At 44.2% G+C, this 20,157-nt stretch carries 16 protein-coding genes; 9 read left to right on the top strand and 7 right to left on the bottom strand.

Going from position 1 to position 20,157, the window contains the following annotated elements; genetic code table 11:
• Positions 1-212: 212 nt before the first annotated feature.
• From QUA34_RS17750 to QUA34_RS17740, 3 genes are all read left to right on the top strand, one after another.
• Complete coding sequence (locus QUA34_RS17750) at positions 213-1,628, top strand: MBOAT family O-acyltransferase (protein ID WP_333388708.1); 1,416 nt, start codon at positions 213-215, stop codon at positions 1,626-1,628.
• 5 nt (positions 1,629-1,633) lie between these two features.
• Positions 1,634-2,605, top strand: coding sequence for a DUF459 domain-containing protein (locus QUA34_RS17745; protein ID WP_333388706.1), 972 nt, complete (start codon positions 1,634-1,636; stop codon positions 2,603-2,605).
• 276 nt (positions 2,606-2,881) lie between these two features.
• Positions 2,882-4,657, top strand: a complete 1,776-nt coding sequence (locus QUA34_RS17740; RefSeq protein WP_333388704.1) for a hypothetical protein — start codon at positions 2,882-2,884, stop codon at positions 4,655-4,657.
• A 93-nt stretch (positions 4,658-4,750) separates the two neighbouring features.
• Here QUA34_RS17740 and gloA read toward each other — a convergent pair whose 3' ends face one another.
• The 4 genes from gloA to QUA34_RS17720 form a co-directional block, all read right to left on the bottom strand.
• Positions 4,751-5,179 carry a lactoylglutathione lyase gene (gene gloA, locus QUA34_RS17735; protein WP_333388702.1) on the bottom strand — a complete coding sequence of 143 codons (429 nt, stop codon included), beginning with the start codon at positions 5,177-5,179 and terminating at the stop codon, positions 4,751-4,753.
• Positions 5,180-5,289: 110 nt separating this feature from the next.
• Positions 5,290-5,802 (bottom strand): cupredoxin domain-containing protein, encoded by a 513-nt coding sequence (locus QUA34_RS17730; protein ID WP_333216263.1) that lies wholly within the window; start codon positions 5,800-5,802, stop codon positions 5,290-5,292.
• Positions 5,803-5,821: 19 nt separating this feature from the next.
• Entirely contained in the window at positions 5,822-8,077 is a 2,256-nt protein-coding gene (locus QUA34_RS17725) for a heavy metal translocating P-type ATPase (protein WP_333388699.1), read from the bottom strand.
• Positions 8,078-8,113: 36 nt separating this feature from the next.
• Positions 8,114-8,308, bottom strand: a complete 195-nt coding sequence (locus tag QUA34_RS17720) for a heavy-metal-associated domain-containing protein (RefSeq protein WP_333072949.1) — start codon at positions 8,306-8,308, stop codon at positions 8,114-8,116.
• Between the two features lie 322 nt (positions 8,309-8,630).
• On the opposite strand from QUA34_RS17720, the gene QUA34_RS17715 reads away from it, so the two are divergent.
• From QUA34_RS17715 to QUA34_RS17695, 5 genes are all read left to right on the top strand, one after another.
• Positions 8,631-9,362 carry a DUF305 domain-containing protein gene (locus tag QUA34_RS17715; protein ID WP_333388696.1) on the top strand — a complete coding sequence of 244 codons (732 nt, stop codon included), beginning with the start codon at positions 8,631-8,633 and terminating at the stop codon, positions 9,360-9,362.
• A gap of 348 nt (positions 9,363-9,710) precedes the next feature.
• Positions 9,711-9,908 (top strand): hypothetical protein, encoded by a 198-nt coding sequence (locus tag QUA34_RS17710; RefSeq protein ID WP_333080886.1) that lies wholly within the window; start codon positions 9,711-9,713, stop codon positions 9,906-9,908.
• Between the two features lie 202 nt (positions 9,909-10,110).
• A complete protein-coding gene (locus QUA34_RS17705; protein WP_333388693.1) occupies positions 10,111-12,057 on the top strand; it encodes an efflux RND transporter periplasmic adaptor subunit in 1,947 nt (648 codons plus the stop codon).
• A gap of 90 nt (positions 12,058-12,147) precedes the next feature.
• Positions 12,148-15,261 (top strand): efflux RND transporter permease subunit, encoded by a 3,114-nt coding sequence (locus tag QUA34_RS17700; RefSeq protein WP_333388690.1) that lies wholly within the window; start codon positions 12,148-12,150, stop codon positions 15,259-15,261.
• Positions 15,262-15,300: 39 nt separating this feature from the next.
• Positions 15,301-15,780: a hypothetical protein gene (locus tag QUA34_RS17695; protein ID WP_333321665.1), complete on the top strand. Its 480-nt coding sequence runs from the start codon at positions 15,301-15,303 to the stop codon at positions 15,778-15,780.
• Positions 15,781-15,893: 113 nt separating this feature from the next.
• On the opposite strand, the gene QUA34_RS17690 is transcribed toward QUA34_RS17695, so the two are convergent.
• The 3 genes from QUA34_RS17690 to QUA34_RS17680 all read right to left on the bottom strand — a co-directional run bounded on the left by QUA34_RS17690 (position 15,894) and on the right by QUA34_RS17680 (position 19,108).
• On the bottom strand, positions 15,894-16,838 hold the full coding sequence (locus QUA34_RS17690) for an FTR1 family protein (RefSeq protein ID WP_333321663.1): 945 nt from the start codon (positions 16,836-16,838) through the stop codon (positions 15,894-15,896).
• Between the two features lie 73 nt (positions 16,839-16,911).
• Positions 16,912-17,943 (bottom strand): helix-hairpin-helix domain-containing protein, encoded by a 1,032-nt coding sequence (locus QUA34_RS17685; RefSeq protein WP_333321660.1) that lies wholly within the window; start codon positions 17,941-17,943, stop codon positions 16,912-16,914.
• Between the two features lie 160 nt (positions 17,944-18,103).
• Positions 18,104-19,108, bottom strand: coding sequence for a multicopper oxidase domain-containing protein (locus QUA34_RS17680; protein WP_333321658.1), 1,005 nt, complete (start codon positions 19,106-19,108; stop codon positions 18,104-18,106).
• Between the two features lie 301 nt (positions 19,109-19,409).
• On the opposite strand from QUA34_RS17680, the gene rppA reads away from it, so the two are divergent.
• Complete coding sequence (gene rppA / locus QUA34_RS17675) at positions 19,410-20,099, top strand: two-component system response regulator RppA (protein WP_333321656.1); 690 nt, start codon at positions 19,410-19,412, stop codon at positions 20,097-20,099.
• Positions 20,100-20,157 lie beyond the last annotated feature (58 nt).

Here is a 20,157-nt window from a genome sequence, read left to right as displayed (position 1 = left end):
CATAATCTTTAAACAGGATTATGAATTTATGAGTGCGGTTAACTAAGGCGGAAGTTGTGGCCTAATTGACCTGTTGCAAAAGCTTACACTCCGCAATCCACCCCGAAATTTGGTGCGTTCAGACCGACTCTGGCGATACCCTTGGGGATAGGTTCGCTAGCCGTACTTATAAAAATATTGCCAGAAACAAGATTTTTTATCGGCTGAGACTTATGCTATTTCCCACTTACCAATTTCTAGTTTTTTTCCTAATTATTTTTAGCCTGATCGTCTCTGTGAAACCCCAAGTCGATTTGTATAAAATTGTCTTGTTAGTTGCGAGTTTATTATTTTATTCGTTTTGGAGTTTTGACTGTCTCTTGCTCCTCATTTTCTCTACAGTCTACAATTATATCATTCTCCGGGTTCTCTGCAAGAGTAAGTATAAAAAATTTGCTTTAATCTCCGGTCTAATTTTCAACATTGGCTATCTAGGCATCTTTAAATATTGCAACTTCTTTGTAACTTCCTTATTTGAGGTACTGAATCAGCTACAAATTCCAGCCAACTTTCCAGTTTTGCAAATAATTGCCCCCGTCGGCGTGTCTTTCTATACTTTTAGAATGATTTCTCATTTAATCGACTGCTACCAGCAAAAAATCCCTTGTCCGAAATTTGTAGACTATGCCGCCTACATTACCTATTTTCCGCAAATTGCCTCCGGGCCAATCTCGCGAGCTCGCGAATTTTACTTGCAGCTAAATTCACAGGAAAAATACGACTATAAAATTGAAGAAGTTATAGTTTTGATTTTGTCTGGACTATTCAAAAAATATACTTTAGCCAGCTTTTTGTTTAACTTCACTGACTTGCCCTTCAAAGTCCCCCAGCAGTACAGCAGCATCGATTTAATCCTCGCGGCAATTTCCTATTCCTGTTTGATTTACGTAGATTTCAGCGGCTACTCGGATTTAGCCAACGGCATCTCCTGTTTGCTGGGTTTTAAACCCATTGCTAACTTTAATATGCCATACCGATCGCTCAGTCTGCAAGAATTTTGGAAAAGGTGGCACATCAGTCTTTCCGAGTGGCTGAGGGATTACGTTTACTTTCCCTTTGGCGGCAACAAATACGGCAAGTTGAGAAAGTACCTAAATCTATTTTTAACAATGGCGATCGGCGGATTGTGGCACGGCGCCGGTTTAAACTTTATTTTCTGGGGAGCAATTCACGGTTTAGGATTAATTGTCAACCATTTATGTAAAGATATCCCCCAAGCTATCCACTTTAAATTAGACTATGCCTTTCCCCGATTTGCTAAATTTTGCAGTTGGTTGTTAACATTTAGTTTTGTTACTTGTAGTTGGGTATTTTTCGGCACTCCCAACTGGGAAACTGCGGTGAGTTTTTTTGAAGGAATTGTCAATCCTGCTGTAGCAACTTTTCAATTTAACTTTTGGCAATTGTATTTAGTAATTGCAGTCATTGGCGCGATCAACTTGTGGGGCGATCGCATCTCCCAACGATTGCAAACCCTATTGTCATTAAAAAACATTTTCTTTCGGGTTGTCTTAGTTTCGCTGCTCGTGTATACTATCTTGATGTTGGGGCCAAGTACCGTTCCGCCTTTTATTTACTTTAATTTTTAAGAAATATGAAAGACCGGGAATTTTTGCTAATTGTTACTTCTGTCATTCTCACTTTAATATTTTCCAATTTATCATTATTTCTGAAAAGCTTCGCTTCCACTCCTTTCGCCAGTCCAGAAATTAAACAAGCCGCGCGCCAGATTGAAATAGACGGTTTCCGAAAATCCGAACAAGATTTTTGGAGCAAAATTAAAGATATTAACTTCGATACCATCCCCAAAGAATCAGAACTTCCTCCTGTCAAAACCGAAACAAAAACTGCCGTTCAACCCCCAAAGCCTGCTACTGCTAAAAAACCAACTCCAGCTAAACCCAAACTGACCATACCTTATCGCAAATTTTTATTTATTGGAGATTCCGTAATGTTCGACTTAGGAATTCAACTCCAGTACACTCTTAAGAAAAAATACAATATCGCCGATACCAAAATAGACTATAAGGTCTCGACTGGATTAAATCGGATAGATTATTATGATTGGTATGCCAGAACTAGCCAAATTTTTAATAATTACCAGCCGGATGTAGTGATAGTTTTGTTCGGAGCAAATGACCGTCAAAATATTATTGATTCTCAAGGAAAAGGCCGCGCTGTCCTGACCAAGGAATGGCAAAAAGCTTATCAAGAAAGAGTTGAAAGATATGCCAACTTACTGGATTCGTCATCCGTCAGAAAAGTGTATTGGGTCGGTCAATCGATCCCTAACAAATCTTCGTATCTAAAAGCTTTTCCCATCATGAACGATATTTATAAAAATGCCAGCAAATCTTCATCCAAAATCGAATTTATTTCTACTTGGGAGACATTTGCACAAGCAGGAAAATTTGTTCCAGTAGTTGCTAATAAATCGGGTAAGCGAGGCTATGTTAAAAATAATGACGGCTTGCACTTTACCTCCCACGGAGCTCAAATTATCAGCGACTTAATCGTTGATCAAATGGTAAGCGACAAAATATTAAAAGCCCCAACCAAAAAATAACTATATTAGGTTGGGTTTCGTGCCCCAACCTATACTTTGGACATTTGACCAATTATTGCTAAATAATATATTTAGTTCGGGGTTCATATTGGCTTTTATTAACTAGCTTTATAGGGAAAATCTAGGCTTGAGTTATAATAAATTTCCTCGTGAAACCGGGTTTCAAATTGCCTATGCGTCCAGGACGAATATTGACAAAAAGCAGCAGTAGATGTAAAATTGAACTGAGCATCAAACAACAGCGTCAAGATATAGTAATTGTCATCGCGACAAATTATGACGAGCAATGTGTGGAAACTCGATCGCACTAACATCCCTGAGTCAAGGGGGTGCAGCGGCACAGCACTAATCTTCCTTCTCACTAAATATACTCAACCTTGGCAAAGAATAAACCTAGTTGAAAAATTCCTGCAACAGTGCGGCATCGAGCCTTTTGCTGAAGTTTTGGGCGTACCCAACAGCGGAATATTCAGAGAAAATATACCGCAAGCCGTCAGAAAACCGCATCCGAATTTGCTGTTTCGGGCTTTGGCAATTCAGGCATTGGGGAAGGTGCGAGAGGGGCTGATATCAAGTGAGAGAGAAGCTAGAGCAAGTGATTTTAGCAAAAATCTGCTGGCGGCGTTAGAACAGGAAGCGCTAGGGGGAGCAACTCCTTTAATTCGGTGGTCTGCGGCTGTTAGTATTAAGTCAATTTGGTTGGATGAAGCAGGGCAAGGGCAAGGCAAGGAAGGTGCTGTCAATGCCACAATCAATGCAGAGGAAATTGAGCGACGGGTGGTAGAAGAGCAAATTCAACTATTAGCAAGCAACAAATTTGCTTTAGGTGACAGCAGCAGACATGACAGCCACAAGGAATATGAGAATTGTCTCGATTTTTGGGTGTACGGCCCTAGCTGGCTGCTGCCCAGTCTGCCAATGGATTGCGAAGAATATCTGTTTTGGATCGATCGAGTATTTGCTGCGATCGCACTTACGGGTCCCTACAAATTGAATGCCGAAAACGATGCAGCGGTAACAAACTTTTTGGAAGTTGCAGAAAATAATTTTAATGACTGGGAATTCTCTAAAATACTTGCCAAAATTTTTGAGTTCCTGCACCACCCGGAAGCGAAAGTCAAAAATCTAGCTACAATTATTTTAGAACCTTACAAAGATAAGCTAGACCGAAAATCGGCGCAGATTATGACAGCGCTTGTATATAAATTTAATGTAAAATATCAGCCATTAGAATGTCTGACTCTTCCCCAAATAGAAGAGTACAAAGCGTCACTGTATTTCGGTCAAATGGAAATTGACGACTTGTATTGTGAGGCTTTGGCGCTGTGTGGCGATCGGGATGTCGAACTCGCAAGTTTATTGTCAGCTAAACAAAGGGAATCCCAAAATACTCTAGAGGAGCATATCAACAATCTCAGCAAGTTAGTTAAGTCAATCATAAATTGCCAGAGCTTGTTAGATGCTAATAGAGAACTTTTGTATTTGACTGTAGATCGACTGGAAAAATGGGATTACACTCTAGACAATAAACTGGCGGCGCACCGTAAAAAAATCCAAAACCTGAGCTTGGATAAAAGTACATCCGAGCAGTGCATAAACCTCGACAATGAACTCAATTATATCAGAGATGCTTTGCAGTATACTGTGTATGAAATCACCTCAAATATTAATAGCCAAATTAGAGAGTTAGAACTTTCTGCGTCCAAAAATAGCAAGACTGCAACAGATATGTTTAAGTGGACGTGGCTATTATTCAGGGTGGGGTTTTCAGTAGGGCTGTTTTTGTATTTATCGGATTTAGTGATTAACTGGATATTCGGGGTCAGCTACACAAGCGAATTTCTAGTTTATTGGACTATTTTATTTAGTGTAATAGTAGTATTTTTGTTAGTATTATCTGTATTTTTTTCGGGGATCGCTGCTTTAGACAAGCGCCGAGAATCTAAATTAATTCCTAAATTTGATAGCTTAAGCCAAATAGGCAGCAGTTTTTCTATATTGTGGCAAAAAATTTATTTGCAACAGTTTGTCCCGTCGGTGCGATCGAATTAAAAGTTTCAGTTGACAGTTGACAGTTGACAGTTGTCCAAAGGAAAACGGAAGAGGGAAGATAGTTTTCCCTTCCCCTTCCCCCTCTTAAGAAAGTTAGGATGCGGTTGTTGCTGCTACTTTCTGGGTGTTGCTACCTTGATTTTCCAGTTGAATTAATTCAACTTTATATCCATCTGGATCTTGCACAAAAGCGATGACAGTTGAACCGTGCTTCATCGGGCCGGGTTCCCGAATAACTTTACCGCTGCGGGCTTTAATTTCTTCGCAAGTACCGTAAATGTCGTCAACGCCGATCGCAATATGACCGTAAGCATCACCCAAATTGTACTCTGTGACGCCCCAGTTGTATGTTAATTCCAAAACTGTAGTGTCTGATTCCTCGCCGTAGCCAACAAAAGCCAGAGTAAATTTACCGTCTGGATAGTCCTTTTTTCGCAGCAATTTCATACCCAGAACCTCGGTGTAAAATTTGAGAGACTCTTCCAGGTTGCCGACTCGGAGCATCGTGTGTAGTAGTTGCATTTAGCTCACTCCAAATTTTTTAAGCTTTCATCTATTTTAGCGATTTCTTGCTGAAAAAACTCGCGCCTCAACCGTCGCCATTGCCGCAGGTTGATAACTGTCTATTTGATTTAGCTTTGTACTTCCACCACACCCCTAAACATATTCATGCCGCAAGTAAATAGGTATCGTCCAGGTTTTTGAGGGGTGAATTCAACGGCAGTTACCTGATTTAGAGGTAATTCTCGCACAATGTGGAAATCTGGTAACAACACTTTTTCAAGACAACTATTGGGGTCGCGCCTCAAGAAATTGAGCCGGACTAATTGACCTGCTTTCACAACTACAGTGGCCGGCTCATAACCCCCGTCTACAGTAATAGTCAACTCTTGTATCCCCTGAATATATTCAGCTTTCTGCCCTTTAGCTTTACTGAACAAAAACCACCACAATTCCAAACCTATTAATGTCAAACCACCTATTGTTACGCCAACTTTTAAACCTAGTGGCTGTTCAATGCTGCGGAATTGAGTCGTTGAAGTAGAATGCTGGACGGACATTTCGGAAGCTTGAACTCCCGATGCCATTCCCATCACAAGTCCTAAACTCGCGAGACTTCCCCAAATTTGACGATGGTGTAACATTTTTCTCATTCCTCCAAATTTATGCACTAGATTTGGCTTGAAAATTCCGCAAGCGCAAAGCATTAGTAAGTACAGAGACTGAACTGAAAGCCATTGCTGCACCGGCGATAATTGGATTGAGCAGCCAGCCAAAAATTGGGTACAAAATTCCCGCCGCGATCGGTATTCCAGCGATGTTGTAAATAAACGCAAAAAACAGATTTTCGCGGATGTTCCGCATGGTGGCGCGGGAAAGTTTAATTGCTGTAACTATACCTTGCAAATCTCCTGAAATTAAGGTAATGTCGCTGGCGGCGATCGCCACATCTGTGCCGGTGCCGATCGCAATTCCCACGTCTGCTAAGGCCAAAGCCGGTGCGTCGTTAATCCCGTCTCCCACCATCGCGACAATTTTTCCTTGCCCTTGCAGGGCTTGGATTTGAGCTGCTTTTTGGTCTGGTCTAACTTCGGCAAAAACACGAGTAATGCCCACGGATTGGGCGATCGACTCTGCAGTCGCGCGATTATCTCCAGTCAGCATCGCCACCTCCAAACCAAGTTTTTGAAGTGCTTTCACGGCCTGCGCTGACGACGGTTTGAGAGCATCCGCAATGCCCAGAATAGCCTCTATTTTGCCTTCTACAGCCATCCAAACAACCGTTTTGCTCGCAGTTTCCAAAGCTCTCGCGCGCAGTTCCAGATATTCAGTATCGCAGCCTAGTTCCTGCATCCACCTCAGCGTTCCCAGGGCGATCGACTTTCCACCTACAACTCCGCGCACGCCACTCCCCGCGATCGCCTCAAAATCCTTAACATCCGTCAAATTCACCTCTTGAGATTGAGCATATCTAACAACAGCTTCCCCCAAAGGATGCTCCGAATTCCGCTCTACAGACGCCGCCAATTGCAGCAACTTTAATTCATTGCTGTTCGCCGTTCCTTTAATTGTCACAAAATCAGTTACAGTCGGCTTACCTTCTGTGAGAGTTCCAGTTTTATCTAACACGATAATTTGGATTTTGTGAGCCAATTCTAAACTCTCGGCTCCTTTAATTAAAATCCCGTTTTCTGCACCTTTCCCAGTTCCCACCATCACAGCAGTCGGAGTCGCCAAACCCAAAGCGCAGGGACAGGCAATAATCAGCACTTCCACCATCGTCACTGTGGCGAGAGTGAAGTTTCCCGTCGCGTTAAACCAGATAATGAAAGTAGCTAAAGCGACGGCAATTACTATGGGAACAAACCAACCAGTAACTTGGTCTGCTAACTTTTGAATCGGTGCTTTTGAACCCTGTGCGTCCTGCACCATCTTGACAATTTGAGCTAAAAATGTATCTTTTCCAACTCTTGTCGCCCGAAACTTGAAGCTGCCAGTTTTGTTAATTGTGGCTCCGATAACTTCGTCGCCAAGCTGCTTTTTGACAGGCAAACTTTCTCCCGTAACCATTGCTTCGTCTACCGTCGAAGCACCCTCAATTACCTCTCCATCTACGGGGATTTGCTCGCCCGGCCGCACCTGCACGATGTCGCCAATCTCCACTTGGGCGATCGGCACTTCCAACTCTTCCCCGTTGCGAATTATCCGAGCAGTTTTTGCTTGCAAACCCATGAGTTTGCGAATGGCTTCGGAAGTCTCTCCCTTCGCCCGATTTTCTAGGGTTTTTCCCAACAAAATTAAGGCGATAACGCTGGCTGCAACTTCGTAGTAAACGCCAGAATTTAAACCTTTGGCTGTGAATAAACCTGGGAAAAATGTCACAAATACAGAATAAAAGTAAGCAGCACTGGTACCCAAGGCAATCAAGGTATCCATTGTCGCCACCCGCCGTTTTAGGGATTTCCAAGCTCCCACATAAAACGATTTCCCGCACCAGAATTGTACGGGGGATGTCAGGGCTAATTGCAGCCAATAATTGTGCAGCCACGCGGGAATAAATGGCAGGTGCAAGCCGGTCATGGCTGGAATAGCGCCCACAACTAGCAGGATGCTGATGATACCTGCTGTCCAGAGTTTCCGCTGCAAGGTTTGAGATTCCGATTTGCGATCGGCTTGTTCGGAATCATCCTCTACAGCCGCCATTTCTTGAAGCGGCAAAGCTTGGTATCCCGCATCATCAACAGCAGATTGAATTGTTTCTAAGTTGGTTTGCTTGGAGTCGTATTGGATGGTTGCTTGTTCCATCCCAAAATTGACACGACACTCAATTACGCCGGGAACAGATTGAATTGCTTGTTCGATAGATGAAGCACAAGAAGCACAACTCATGCCCCGCAATTTAAGAGTGAGATTGTCCATAGATGCCATCCTCAATGAGACATTTACCCTTTGTCTTTAAATAGTTGGATAGCCTGCAGATGCGATCGCTTTCCTCACTTCACTTTCGGACTTAGCGGTTTGAATCGTGACCAATTTTGTCTTGAGATCCGCCTCAACGGTTGAGGCTGAGTCAATGGCTTGGACTGCTTTTGTGATTGTAGTCGCACAAGCAGAACAAGCCATCTTAGGCACTTTTAGCTGTAAAGTCATAATTTGAACCTCAGCAGAAACTACTCTGCTCAATCAATGAATTAACTCCATTGTAAAGTCTCCAGTCCGCAGGAGAGTCAAGGGGAATTGCAAAATAAATCAGGAATTATCAAAAAAGTGGTTTGACACCCTACCCATAGGGGTAAGGCGCGGACTGTGTACCCTACATAATTAGGTTCAAGTGAGTTCTGTAAATCTTAACTTTGAGTGCGATCGACGGCACAGAAATAATTCTTTACAAGTTTGCCAGAAAAATTTCATCCTAATTTCATTTATATATGAAAAACTGAAAATAAATGGCAGTTTTAAGGATATAAGCTCTATGAAACCAATTTCATTGAAAACAGGCTTTGCAGCGCTGATGTTGACCGCCACAGCCGCTTTTACCAGTGGAGTGCTTGCAGCTTGTTCAAAAGCCCCTTCCAGCGAAACTCAAGCCCCAAATGTTACGGCTGCAACTGAAGCAAACAACAAGCAAGACGTGGTACAAGGCGGTGGCATGGGTGGCATGAATCATGGCATGAATCATGGCATGAATCACGATATGTCAATGGATTTAGGCCCTGCTGATGCCGACTACGATTTGCGATTTATTGATGGCATGACAGTACACCATCAAGGTGCTGTAAACATGGCTCAAGATGTGCTTAAACAATCCAAACGCCCAGAAATGAAGAAACTTGCCACTGATATAATTGCTGCTCAAAAACGCGAAATAAATCAAATGAAAGAGTGGCGAAAAACTTGGTATCCCAAAGCCAGCAGTACGCCGATGGCTTATCACGGTCCCATGGGTCACATGATGGCAATGACTCCCGAACAAATGCAAAGCATGATGATGAGCATGGATTTAGGGGCCGCTGACGACCAATTTGACTTGCGATTTATCAATGCGATGATTCCTCACCACGAAGGAGCTTTAGTGATGGCTGAAGATGCTTTGAAGAAGTCAAAACGCCCGGAAATGAAGAAATTGTCTCAAGAAATTCTGACTTCGCAAAAGCAAGAAATTGAGCAAATGAAACAGTGGCGACAAGCTTGGTACAAACAGTAATTTAGCTACCCTAAACAAAAGGTGACACAAATCCCCAAAATGAGTGACATTAATCACAGTAGCTCAAGAGTTCTGAAAATACTTGCTTCACAAAAGCAAGTAATTGAGCAAAGGAAAAAGTGGCGACAAACGTGGTAGACAAAGTAATGTAGCTCGACTGTGGCTGTCAGCATTTGTCTGACTCCACCTCAGTTTCCTGAGAGTACCTACACATACTGTAGATAATTGAACCGTCCTACCTCTAAAGTAGTAGAAAATTACGTAAGAATACTGTAGACACTGGATTGACTCTACCTCTAAAGTAGTAGATAGGTCAGCAAAAAGCTATATAGATAGAGAGGGTAGTGTATGATATTGAATAGCTTGGAATTAAACACGACTTATAAATCAAATACAGCCGTAGATGATCTAGTCAGCGCATTGACAAACGAAATTGAAGCGCGAGCAGAGATTAAAAAACCGGAAAAAAATATACAGCCCAATCGCTTGTCATTAGGCGAAACTTATCTTCGTATTTTAGAATCTGGTGGGCATCTGGGCTGCTGATGCGAAATTTCATCCTAATTTCATTTGACCATGAAATACTAGGTTGAGTAGAGCATTTCTAGCTCTTGGTCATTGCTTAGCGGTCGCTTCTTGGAAAATGCTAATAAGTAACTTTACTTAATGGGTATCACTTACTTACCTTGGCAAAATACCAACTGCTAAACCTGTGGCACTCAACCTGATTTCAAGGACAATGCCAAAGATGATATTTCATAAATATGCTCAATCTCCGGCAATTATTAGCAGCTTTTCGGGAAGTTTGTTCAGCCTAATTTTGCTAAGTTCTCCTGCCGCTGTTTTTGCCCACGCTGGCCACGGAAATGAATTTCACCATAGCGGCGAAACAACTGAAACTCCTGCTGCTATTTCTGTCGATGCCGAAACAGCAAAACGATTAGGAATTAAAGTCTCCCCTGCCGCTCGCCAGCGACTAGATATCGGCATCAAAACCACAGGACAAATTGAAACTTTACCCAACGAAAAAGTAGAAGTTACGGCTCCTGTTGCTGGGAAAGTAGTAGAGTTGCTGGTTAAGCCTGGGGACAAAGTATCAAAAGGTCAAGCCCTTGCGGTTGTATCGAGTTCAGAATTAGGACAATTGCGGGTTGAATCTCTCTCCAAACGTGCCGAAGCTGAGGCAGATTTGCAGCAAGCGGAAGGCGATCTCAAATTAGCACGAGAAAATTACGATCGCCAAAGTCAAATATCCGCAGCAGAAATCGCCCAAGCCCAAACCCAGTTGACAGCGGTAACTAAGCAGTACCAGCAAGAACAAGAATTAGTAAATAATCGTTCCGTGGTGCAAGCCGCTCAAGAAAACTATCAGCGTCAAGTTGAAATAGCGCAAGCAGAAATAGCGCGGGCAGAAACAGAATTAACTGTTGCTAAAGAACAGTTCGATCGCGACAAAGAATTAGTGGCATCTGGGGCGATCGCGCGGCGCACAATGCTGGAATCGCAAGCCCACTTCGCAGAAGCAAAAGCCGCTGTTGCTAAGGCAAAAAGCCGTCCTGAAGTTATCAAAGCCCAAACCGAAATTAAACAAGCCGAAGTAGACCTGCCAATGCGGGAATTGCGGGAATCTCAAGGCAGAGTAGCAGAAGCAAAAGCTCAACTTACCAGAGCTCAGAGCCGCCGGGAAGTCCTAGAAGCCGAGAACCAACTCAAACGCGGCAAAACTGCCGTCGAAGTCGCTCAGTCGCGCATTCGCTTGGCTGACGCAGCCTATCAAGCGCGACTGCAACAATTAGGAACTGTTGCCAACGATCGAGGACTCGTTACCGTAGTTGCTCCGATTTCGGGCACGGTAGCCGATCGCGAAATTACCCCAGGCGAGTCAGTAAACGCTGAAAAACCGTTGATGAGCCTCTTAAATGACAGCCGCGTTTTTGCCACAGCCAATATTTACGAAAAAGACCTGAATCAAGTAAAAAAGGGTCAGGAAGTCAGGGTAAAAGTCGCTAATTTACCCGATCGCACTTTCAAGGGAAAAATCGCCTTAATTGGGTCATCCGTGTCAGGAGAAACGCGGGTTGTACCCGTGAAAGCAGAACTAGATAATATTAACGGTGAATTAAAGCCAGGACTGTTTGCGGAGTTGGAGATTTTAACAGACAAAACTGCCACAAATATTTTAGCAATTCCGAGTGCGGCGGTAGTGGATGTTAGCGGGAAAAAAACCGTTTACGTCCAAAATGGCAATGCTTATCAAGCGGTTGAAATTGAACTCGGTCAAACGGCCGGAGATTTAGTTGAAGTTAAGAGGGGTTTATTCGAGGGAGATTTGATAGTAACGCAGCGAGCACCTCAACTTTACGCACAATCTTTGCGGGGGGACAGCAAGCCCTCAAAAGACGAGGCAAAGAAAGACGCAACTCCAAAAGCAACAGAGGTTAATTTTAATAATTTACCCGTGTCTTTATGGTGGGCGGGAATAGGGGGAGGAGTTGCGATCGCATCTCTGACTTTCACAGCCGGCGTGTTGTGGGGAAATCGGCGCAAATTGCCAGCAATAGCAGCGGATTCTGGAAACCATGCTGCAAATAATGGTTTTTCCGCCTCTACATCGACCTGGGACGAGGAATTGCTGTTAAACAATAACAACCATCACGTTAAAACTCAAGAGACAGAAGTCAAGAGTTTAAAGTAACAGCACGACACGAAAGTCACGGATACACGGAGAGCTGTTTTTATCAATGCCCAATGCCCAATTCCCAATGCCCAATTCCCAAATTATTAAATGTTCAGCACTATTCTTAGATGGGTAATTAACCGTCGCTGGCTAGTCGTTGTCGCCACGATTATTGTTAGTCTGTGGACATTTTCTATCATCCCCAAAATGTCCCTTGATGTCTTCCCTCCTTTTGCACCGCCGCAAGTCGAAATTCAGACAGAAGCACCGGGGCTCGCGCCGGAAGAAATCGAGTCTTTGGTAACACTACCAATTGAAAGTGCAATTAATGGAACTCCTGGGGTGACAGCAGTGCGATCGTCTTCGGCTGTGGGCCTTTCTGCGGTTAAGGTAATCTTTGATTGGGGAACTGAAATTTATCAAGCGCGGCAGTTGATCACAGAACGGTTGCAGCAAGCGCAAAGCAAACTCCCGGCTGGGGTAGAAACACCACAAATTTCTCCCACAACTTCTCCTGTGGGCACTGTTATTACCTATGCTTTTACCTCGGAAACTACTCCTTTGATGGAAGTGCGCCGTCTAGTTGATTGGCAAGTCACAAATCGGCTTTTGGCAGTGACTGGCGTTGCTCAAGTAGTAGCTTACGGCGGCGAAGAAAGGCAGTATCAAGTATTAGTAGAACCTGCCAAGTTGAAAGCTTTTAATGTGTCTTTGCAGCAAGTTGCTGAAGCGGCGGCGGCTGCGAATGTTAACGCGCCGGGGGGGTATTTAATTACGCCGGATCGAGAAACTTTAATCCGGGGGGTGGGGCGGATTGAGTCTCTGGAAGATTTGCAGCAATCGGCGATCGACTCTCGCCACGGAACACCCGTCAGAATTAGTGATGTGGCTGATGTCAAGATTGGGGCTGCTATCAAGCGGGGCGATGGCAGTTTTAACGGCAAAAAAGCTGTGATTGTGATGGTAAACAGACAGCCAGTTGCTGATACTCCGACGGTAACGAAAGCGGTTGAGGCAGCAATGGCTGAGGTGCAGCAAGCTCTGCCCAAAGATATTAAAGTTACTGTGACTTTTCGACAGGAAGAATATATTAATTCCTCGGTGGAGAATGTGCGATCGGCTTTAGTTGAAGGTAGCATTATCGTCACCCTGATTCTCATCCCGTTTTTGATGAATTGGCGCACTCTGGCGGTTGTTTTGCTGGATTTCTTCCTAACTTGGCTGTTGGCGTTGCTGGCGATGTATTGGCTGGGGCTGGGGCTGAATACGATGACTTTGGGGGGTTTGTCGGTGGCGATCGGCACTGCGATCGACGATGCGATCGTCTATGCCGAAAATACCTACCGCAATTTGAGAGAAAATGCGTCTTCTCTTCATCGTCGCCCGGTGATGGATGTGATTTTTGATGGCAGTCAGGAGGTGCGCGATTCGTTAATTGGAGCCACTGTTATTGGCATTGTGGTGTTTTCGCCAATTTTTACTTTGCCCGGTGTAGAAGGTCGAATTTTTACGCCTATGGGGATTACTTATTTGGTAGTTGTGGTGATTTCTAGTCTGGAATCGCTGTTAATATCTCCGGCCCTTTGCGCTATTTTGTTGCCTACCAAACGCATGAGTGGTAAAGAACCTTGGTTGCCGAGATTTTGCAAGCATATTTATCATTATTGTATCAGAATTTCAATGCGTTATTCGGCGATTATTTTAGCTTTTGCGGCTGCTAGTATAGTGGCTGCATTAATTATTTTGCCATCTTTTGGGCGGGTGTTTTTGCCGGAGTTTCAGGAGCAAACTTTGGTGAATACTATTATGCTTTATCCGGGGGTGTCTTTGGAGACAACAGATAGCGCGGCTTTTGCTATTGAAGATGCACTGAAGGATGATACCAGGTTTCAATACGTGCAAGTGCGATCGGGCAGAGCTCCGGGTGATGCTGATGCTGCAGGAGTTAATTTAGCTCACATTGATATCGGTTTAAGCGAGGAGGGCATGAAAAACAGGCCGAAAACTTTGGAGTCGCTGCGGCAGGAGTTTGGTAAATTGCCGGGAGTTGCACCAAATATCGGCGGTTTTATTTCTCACCGGATGGATGAGGTTTTATCTGGTGTCAGGAGTCAGATTGCTGTCAAAATCTTTGGCCCGGATTTGGATCAGCTTCGCAGCATCGGTGCCAAAGTTGAAGAGCAAATGAAAACAGTGGAAGGCATTGTGGATTTGCAACTAGAACCGCAGGTGCCAGTGCCACAAATTCAAATTAAGTTTAACCGTCAAGCTGCGGGTAGATACGGTTTAAAAATCGGAGAGATTTCTGAAATAATTGAGACAGCTTTAAACGGCAAGGTTGTTTCTCAAGTTTTGGAGGTGCAGCAAACTTTTGACTTAGTTGTTTGGTTGCAGCCGGAAGCCCGAAATAACTTAGAAACTATTCAGAATTTGCTGGTTGATACTCCAAGCGGTAACAAGATTCCCCTCGCCCAAGTTGCGACTGTTAAATACGGTACGGGCCCCAATACGATTAACCGCGAGAATGTTTCTCGCCTGATTGTAGCGGCGGCTAATGCTAAAGGTAGGGATTTGCGATCGGTTGTGAATGAAATTCAAGCTAAAGTCAAACGAGAGGTGCAGTTGCCTTTTGGCTATTTTATCCAGTACGGTGGTCAATTTGAAGCCGAGCAAAGAGCTTCGCAAAATATTATGATATTTAGTGCGATCGCCTTTTTGGTAATTACAGTATTGATGTACTTGTCCGTCAAGTCAATTCCTTCAACTGCTATGATTATGATTAATTTGCCGATCGGCTTAGTGGGAGGAGTAATTGCGGTAGCTTTGACTGGTAGCATCATCTCTGTAGCTTCCCTGGTTGGCTTTGTCACATTATTTGGCGTTGCTACCCGTAACGGCTTGTTATTAGTAGACAACTACAACACTAAATTGGCTGAAGGACTGCCTTTTAAGGAAGCAATTATTAAAGGCTCGATGGAACGGCTCAACGCCATCCTGATGACCGCTTTAACTTCAGCTTTGGGTTTAGCACCTTTAGTATTTGAAGGTGGGGCGGGCAAGGAAATTTTGCAACCGCTGTCAGTCGTAGTTTTAGGAGGGTTATTTACTTCTACTGCCTTGACTCTGTTAGTTTTACCAGCTTTGTATGCTCAATTTGGGCATTTTTTACGACCTCAACAACCTCAGCGAGTTATTGAAGACGGCAAGGTAGTTAATGTGTGATATTTTCTAATTATTGTCAGTCAGCAAGGAGTCAAACAAATGAAATCGCTTAAGTCAAATTTAATTGTTCTAGGTAGTGTCGGATTGATGTTTTTGGGAGCTTGCAGTAAAGGCGACCAAGCAAGCGATCCAAATACCACTCCAGCCTCCCCTCCTGTCGCCTCTCAACCTGCGTCTTCGCCTCCCGCCACTGCTCCTGCAACAGCAACTCAAGGGGGGCAAGTTGTAAAGTCGGGAGCTTACTATTTAGAGTTTGTACCGGAAAAAGAAGCTACCGGAACTCATTTAGATTTATTTTTGCAAAAAGGGGAGAAAAAAGAACCAGTTCCTAACGCCAAAGTGACGGCTCAAGTGCAGTTGCCGAATGGAAAGCAGCAAACCCTAGCTCTCAAGTATGATGCTGAGGGCAAACATTACGCTGTGGTGTTTCCCGGCAAAGATGCAGGAAGTTATCCCGTGAAAGTGACTGCGGATATTAACGGAGAAAAAGTTGACGGTCGTTTTACCTTCAATCAATAGATAGCTAATAACTAATGCGCTCTAAGTTAGGGGCGCATTAGTTATTAGCAACAAACAACTGCCTTCTGCATTTCCACTAACAAGCCGATCGCGTTTCGCTCGCACTTTATTTCCTATTTCGTTACCTGAGTTTTTTTGAATGGGAAGAAAACTCTACCTGCCAGACTTTGGAAGTAGATGCCACCGACAGTACCTAAAAATATCAAATAGGCGATCGCCTGCACGACATAGAGCTTATCCGTGTAGCCAAACAGCGCACTCAACAACAAACCGGGAAACTTTTCTTCGGGAAGCAATTTCGAGGTATTCCACACCATCGGCCCGAGAATGCAGGAGTGGATTTTAGTAAATCTTTCGTAATAGAAACACATCCCTGCTGACTCGCGATTTGCTTGCGATAAAATATTCACCGCGCTGTCAAATAATCCCAAAGTAGATACCACTAAACCCGCTACAATGAAGAGCAATAAAATGCCCATATATTTGAAAAACAGGCGGATATTAATTTTGACTCCCCATTTAAACAGCAGGACACCAAGTCCGGCTGCTGAAAGTATTCCTCCCAAAGCGCCGAGGGCTGGAATAATGCCTTGTTGAAACTTGGCGACGACAAACAAAACAGTTTCAAACCCTTCGCGCAAAACGGCAATAAAAACTAAACTAAATACGCCCCAACCGGCATGAGAGTTGTGCGTTAAGGCGGCACTCACAGCGCCTTCGACTTCGGCTTTCATAAATCGCGCTTGCTTGGTCATCCAAATCAGCATCCAACTCAGCATTGCGATCGCCACAAGCCCAAAGATTGCCTCTAGCAGCGACTCCATAATCGGTGCAAAAGGCTGATTGGATGCGGACAAAATTTGAATAGTCCAGCCGAAAAGTACACCTATCAAAGCGCTGGCAATCAGTCCAACGCCAACACCGCCGAAAACCCAAGGACTTAAATAACTTTGTCCCGACTTTTTGAGACAAGCGAGAACGATTCCGACAACTAAGGCGGCTTCGACTCCTTCGCGGAGAGTAATTACAAATGTGGGCAATGCTTCGCCAAAATTCATTTTTTTAGTTGAGGTAATATCGGGAGGTAATTGGTAATCTTTTTACCAATTACCGTGGTTTCAGTTAACTTTTTTAAGAGGCGGGTTTGAGAACTTTTTGGCTGTCGCTTTCGATGGTTTTAACTAGCTGGTTGACTTGTTCGGTGGTTTTGACGGGGGCGGGGGGTGCGATCGCCGTTGGCCAATTTGTCTTCAGTTCTGTCATGTTAGCCACAATTGCTTTGTCAATTTCCGGGCTGGTTTTAGCCACTTGCTCGGCTATATCTTTGTACAGCATTTCCGCGTACATGACAAAACCCCGCGAATCTTGATATTCAATAATTGCGGAAATTTTGCCGTTAGCAACTGCGGCTCCGTATTCGGAATTAGCTGTATCTAGCAAGCCGTTAATCACTTGCAGCACGAATTTCGGATCTTTGCGCTGCGTTTCGGGAAGGGCGGCAATTGCTCCGTCAACTGCTTGCATTGATGTGTCAAATTCCGCCTTCACTTGAGCCGGATCTTTTGCACCCGCTTTAACTAAATCCTGCAATTTAATTAAAGTAGTCTTAAATTCAGGAATTTTACGATCGTTTAGCTGATCTTCCACATCGGCATAAATTTCTTCGACTGGATGCCCGATGTGTGGTTCTGCCTGGTCGGGTTTGCCTTGATCCAATAGTTCTTGGGCTACGAAAAGATGCCCTTTCATCAAGCCAAGTTTAGTCATGTAGTCTACATCTTTGGGTTCGCCTGTCAGCACCACATTTTCAATAGTTACCAAGTCTTTTATTTGGTCGAATTGGGCTTGAGTAATGACATTTTTGGAGACTAATTCTTCGACTTTGCCGTAAGGACGGCTGGCTTGAATTTTGTTAGAAAGTGCCGGTACTCCTAACTTGGCTTCGAGTTTATCTAACTCTGAAAGAATGGCAGTATTGATGTTGATGCCGCCTTTGCCGCCGTGGTTCATGCTGTGACCGCTTGTGGATGCGGGACTGGCTGTAGCAACGGGTGAGGCGCTGCTGTCGGTGTTGCTGGCCGTGGGGGTGGAAGCGCAACCAGCCAGAGCAACGAGGATGGCTGTAGCCGTGGCGGTCGGTAATAAGCGAAAGGATTGTAACATGGCAGTTGCTAATTTTTACGTTATGTGCTTTTCGACTCACAAGTTATTAAGAATAATTCTCAATTATTTGTGAGCTATTCATTCTACCTATTTGCGATCGAGCTTGTCAAATAATTTCATACTTTATTTGAATCGCCCCACTCTGGTAGCAGAATTTGGTTTAAGTGATGACTTCAAATACCCCCATGCAGCCAGCTTCGGCGATCGCATCTTGATGGGGATGAAACATAAATTTTCCAGCATAGCCGTAAGTAAATTCTAAAATATGTCTTTCAGCTACTCCCATTGTGATGACATCGGTTCTTTCACTGGGAGTCAAAGTCATTCCCGTGCGATATACGTCAAAAAAGTTGGCGTGCAGGTGAAAACTTACTGCCGCTTCATACTCAATCATGTTGAGAACGTAGAGCCGGATTAGCTGATTTTGGTAAATAGGTATCGGGTTGTTCATGTAATAATTGGGCAACCCGTTAAAAGCGTAAAGCTCGTTTTTTTTGTCGTCGTTTACGTCGTATCCTCCCATGATTAACAAGATTTCATCGGCGGGAGGGCGGGGTTTTGGCGGATCGATGATGAACATTCCATAGAGTCCTTTACCTATATGGCGAGTTACGGGTTCAATATGACAGTGATATAGATGCACTCCGTAGGGATTGGCATCGAATTCATAAATAAATACCGAACCGTGTTTCACTGGTTTAACGCCATCCATTTCGCTGGTATGAACGCCGTGAAAGTGCAGCGAATGAGAATCTCCGGCTTTGTTATAAAAAATGACGCGGATTCGATCGCCCTCAGTTGCCCTCAATGTCGGCCCCGGCACGCGATTGTTGACGTTCCAGGTGTTGAAAGTGACGGCGCTGTTAAGTTGGACGATCGAAGTATTAGCTTCCAGGCGAAATTCCCGAACTGTGCGCCCGTTTTCGTGCGTCACCGTGCCGTAATCAAAATCCCGCGCAATTTGCATCGGGTTGATATTGCTGACGGTGAGTGCATCTGCGGGCAGGGGCGGTATTCTCGCGACTGATGTCGGTTTGCGAGTCAAATGTTGAAGTGCGATCGCGCCGCCCGCTACCCCAGCCCCAGCTATTCCTAGCTGTAGCAGTTGGCGGCGACTCCAGCGTCCCGGCTTTTTCATGGCGGGACGATCGGATAAATCTGTCATACTTATTGAAAAATATTCTCAAAATTTTGATTGCGTTTGAGTATAAGACATTTCCAGCTTGTTGTCAATTATTGTCAACTGTGATCTTTTTCTGCGAAGTCAATCAATTTTAGATTGTAGATTTTAGATTTATTCCCGTCAGTCAGCCTGTGCGTTGGAATCAATCCGGGGGCTTGCGATCCAATTAGTTTCGGTCATAAAATTTCATGCTGATTTCATCTCAGTATGTGAGGTTAGATGTTGGGGTAGATGCTGCCGAGCGCTAACAATGTATAAGGATTTACCGCTATAAATTAGAGTTATGAGAGTTTTGCTAGTTGAAGATGAGCCCGATTTAGGGAAAGCGATCGAGCGAACCTTAAAGCAGGAAAAATATATAGTTGATTGGGCTTTGGATGGCAGTGAAGCTTGGGAATATTTAGACAGTCACTGGATGCAATATAACCTGGCTATTTTTGACTGGTTGCTACCAGGATTGTCAGGATTGGAACTGCTGCGGAGATTGCGTGCTAAAAATAGCGCTCTGCCAGTTTTGATGCTAACAGCAAAAGACCGAATGGAAGATAAAGTTGCGGGACTAGACGCCGGGGCTGACGATTATTTAGTTAAACCGTTTGGCATGGCGGAACTATTAGCAAGATTGCGGGCTTTGCAAAGGCGATCGCCCCAAATTCAACCGCAACAGCTACAGGTAGGAAATCTGGTTTTGGACTGCGGAAATCGAACTGTGTGCCATCTCGATCGAAGTGGCAACAACCAGATAATTGATCTAACAAAGAAAGAGTTTCAACTTCTAGAATACTTTATGAAACATCCCAACCAAATTATCACCACTGACCAAATTCGGAATCAGCTATGGGAGGCGAGTGCAGATACCTTTAGCAATGTGGTAGCAGCTCAAGTGCGCTTGCTGCGGCGAAAACTTGAGTCTGTTGGCGGCACGAATTTAATTGAAACTGTACACGGCGTCGGATACCGCATGAGAAATTAAAGCTGTAGGGGCAACAGCGGGCGGATTATATCTCGTTTCCAGTATCTGGCTATAATAT

Source organism: Microcoleus sp. POL10_C6 (genome assembly GCF_036701585.1).
Classification (GTDB): Bacteria; Cyanobacteriota; Cyanobacteriia; order Cyanobacteriales; family Microcoleaceae; genus Microcoleus.
Note: the sequence above shows the minus strand (reverse complement) of the source record. Positions and strands in the feature narration are given on the sequence as shown.

Bases quoted from the DNA above. Each gene is read 5' to 3' on its own strand.
- QUA34_RS17745 (WP_333388706.1), top strand. From the start codon at position 1,634: ATGAAAGACCGGGAATTTTTGCTAATTGTTACTTCTGTCATTCTCACT.
- rppA (WP_333321656.1), top strand. From the start codon at position 19,410: ATGAGAGTTTTGCTAGTTGAAGATGAGCCCGATTTAGGGAAAGCGATC.
- QUA34_RS17750 (WP_333388708.1), top strand. From the start codon at position 213: ATGCTATTTCCCACTTACCAATTTCTAGTTTTTTTCCTAATTATTTTT.
- QUA34_RS17725 (WP_333388699.1), bottom strand. From the start codon at position 8,077: ATGGACAATCTCACTCTTAAATTGCGGGGCATGAGTTGTGCTTCTTGT.
- QUA34_RS17705 (WP_333388693.1), top strand. From the start codon at position 10,111: ATGATATTTCATAAATATGCTCAATCTCCGGCAATTATTAGCAGCTTT.
- QUA34_RS17700 (WP_333388690.1), top strand. From the start codon at position 12,148: ATGTTCAGCACTATTCTTAGATGGGTAATTAACCGTCGCTGGCTAGTC.
- QUA34_RS17680 (WP_333321658.1), bottom strand. From the start codon at position 19,108: ATGACAGATTTATCCGATCGTCCCGCCATGAAAAAGCCGGGACGCTGG.
- QUA34_RS17740 (WP_333388704.1), top strand. From the start codon at position 2,882: ATGACGAGCAATGTGTGGAAACTCGATCGCACTAACATCCCTGAGTCA.
- QUA34_RS17685 (WP_333321660.1), bottom strand. From the start codon at position 17,943: ATGTTACAATCCTTTCGCTTATTACCGACCGCCACGGCTACAGCCATC.
- QUA34_RS17730 (WP_333216263.1), bottom strand. From the start codon at position 5,802: ATGTTACACCATCGTCAAATTTGGGGAAGTCTCGCGAGTTTAGGACTT.
- QUA34_RS17710 (WP_333080886.1), top strand. From the start codon at position 9,711: ATGATATTGAATAGCTTGGAATTAAACACGACTTATAAATCAAATACA.
- QUA34_RS17690 (WP_333321663.1), bottom strand. From the start codon at position 16,838: ATGAATTTTGGCGAAGCATTGCCCACATTTGTAATTACTCTCCGCGAA.
- gloA (WP_333388702.1), bottom strand. From the start codon at position 5,179: ATGCAACTACTACACACGATGCTCCGAGTCGGCAACCTGGAAGAGTCT.
- QUA34_RS17720 (WP_333072949.1), bottom strand. From the start codon at position 8,308: ATGACTTTACAGCTAAAAGTGCCTAAGATGGCTTGTTCTGCTTGTGCG.
- QUA34_RS17695 (WP_333321665.1), top strand. From the start codon at position 15,301: ATGAAATCGCTTAAGTCAAATTTAATTGTTCTAGGTAGTGTCGGATTG.
- QUA34_RS17715 (WP_333388696.1), top strand. From the start codon at position 8,631: ATGAAACCAATTTCATTGAAAACAGGCTTTGCAGCGCTGATGTTGACC.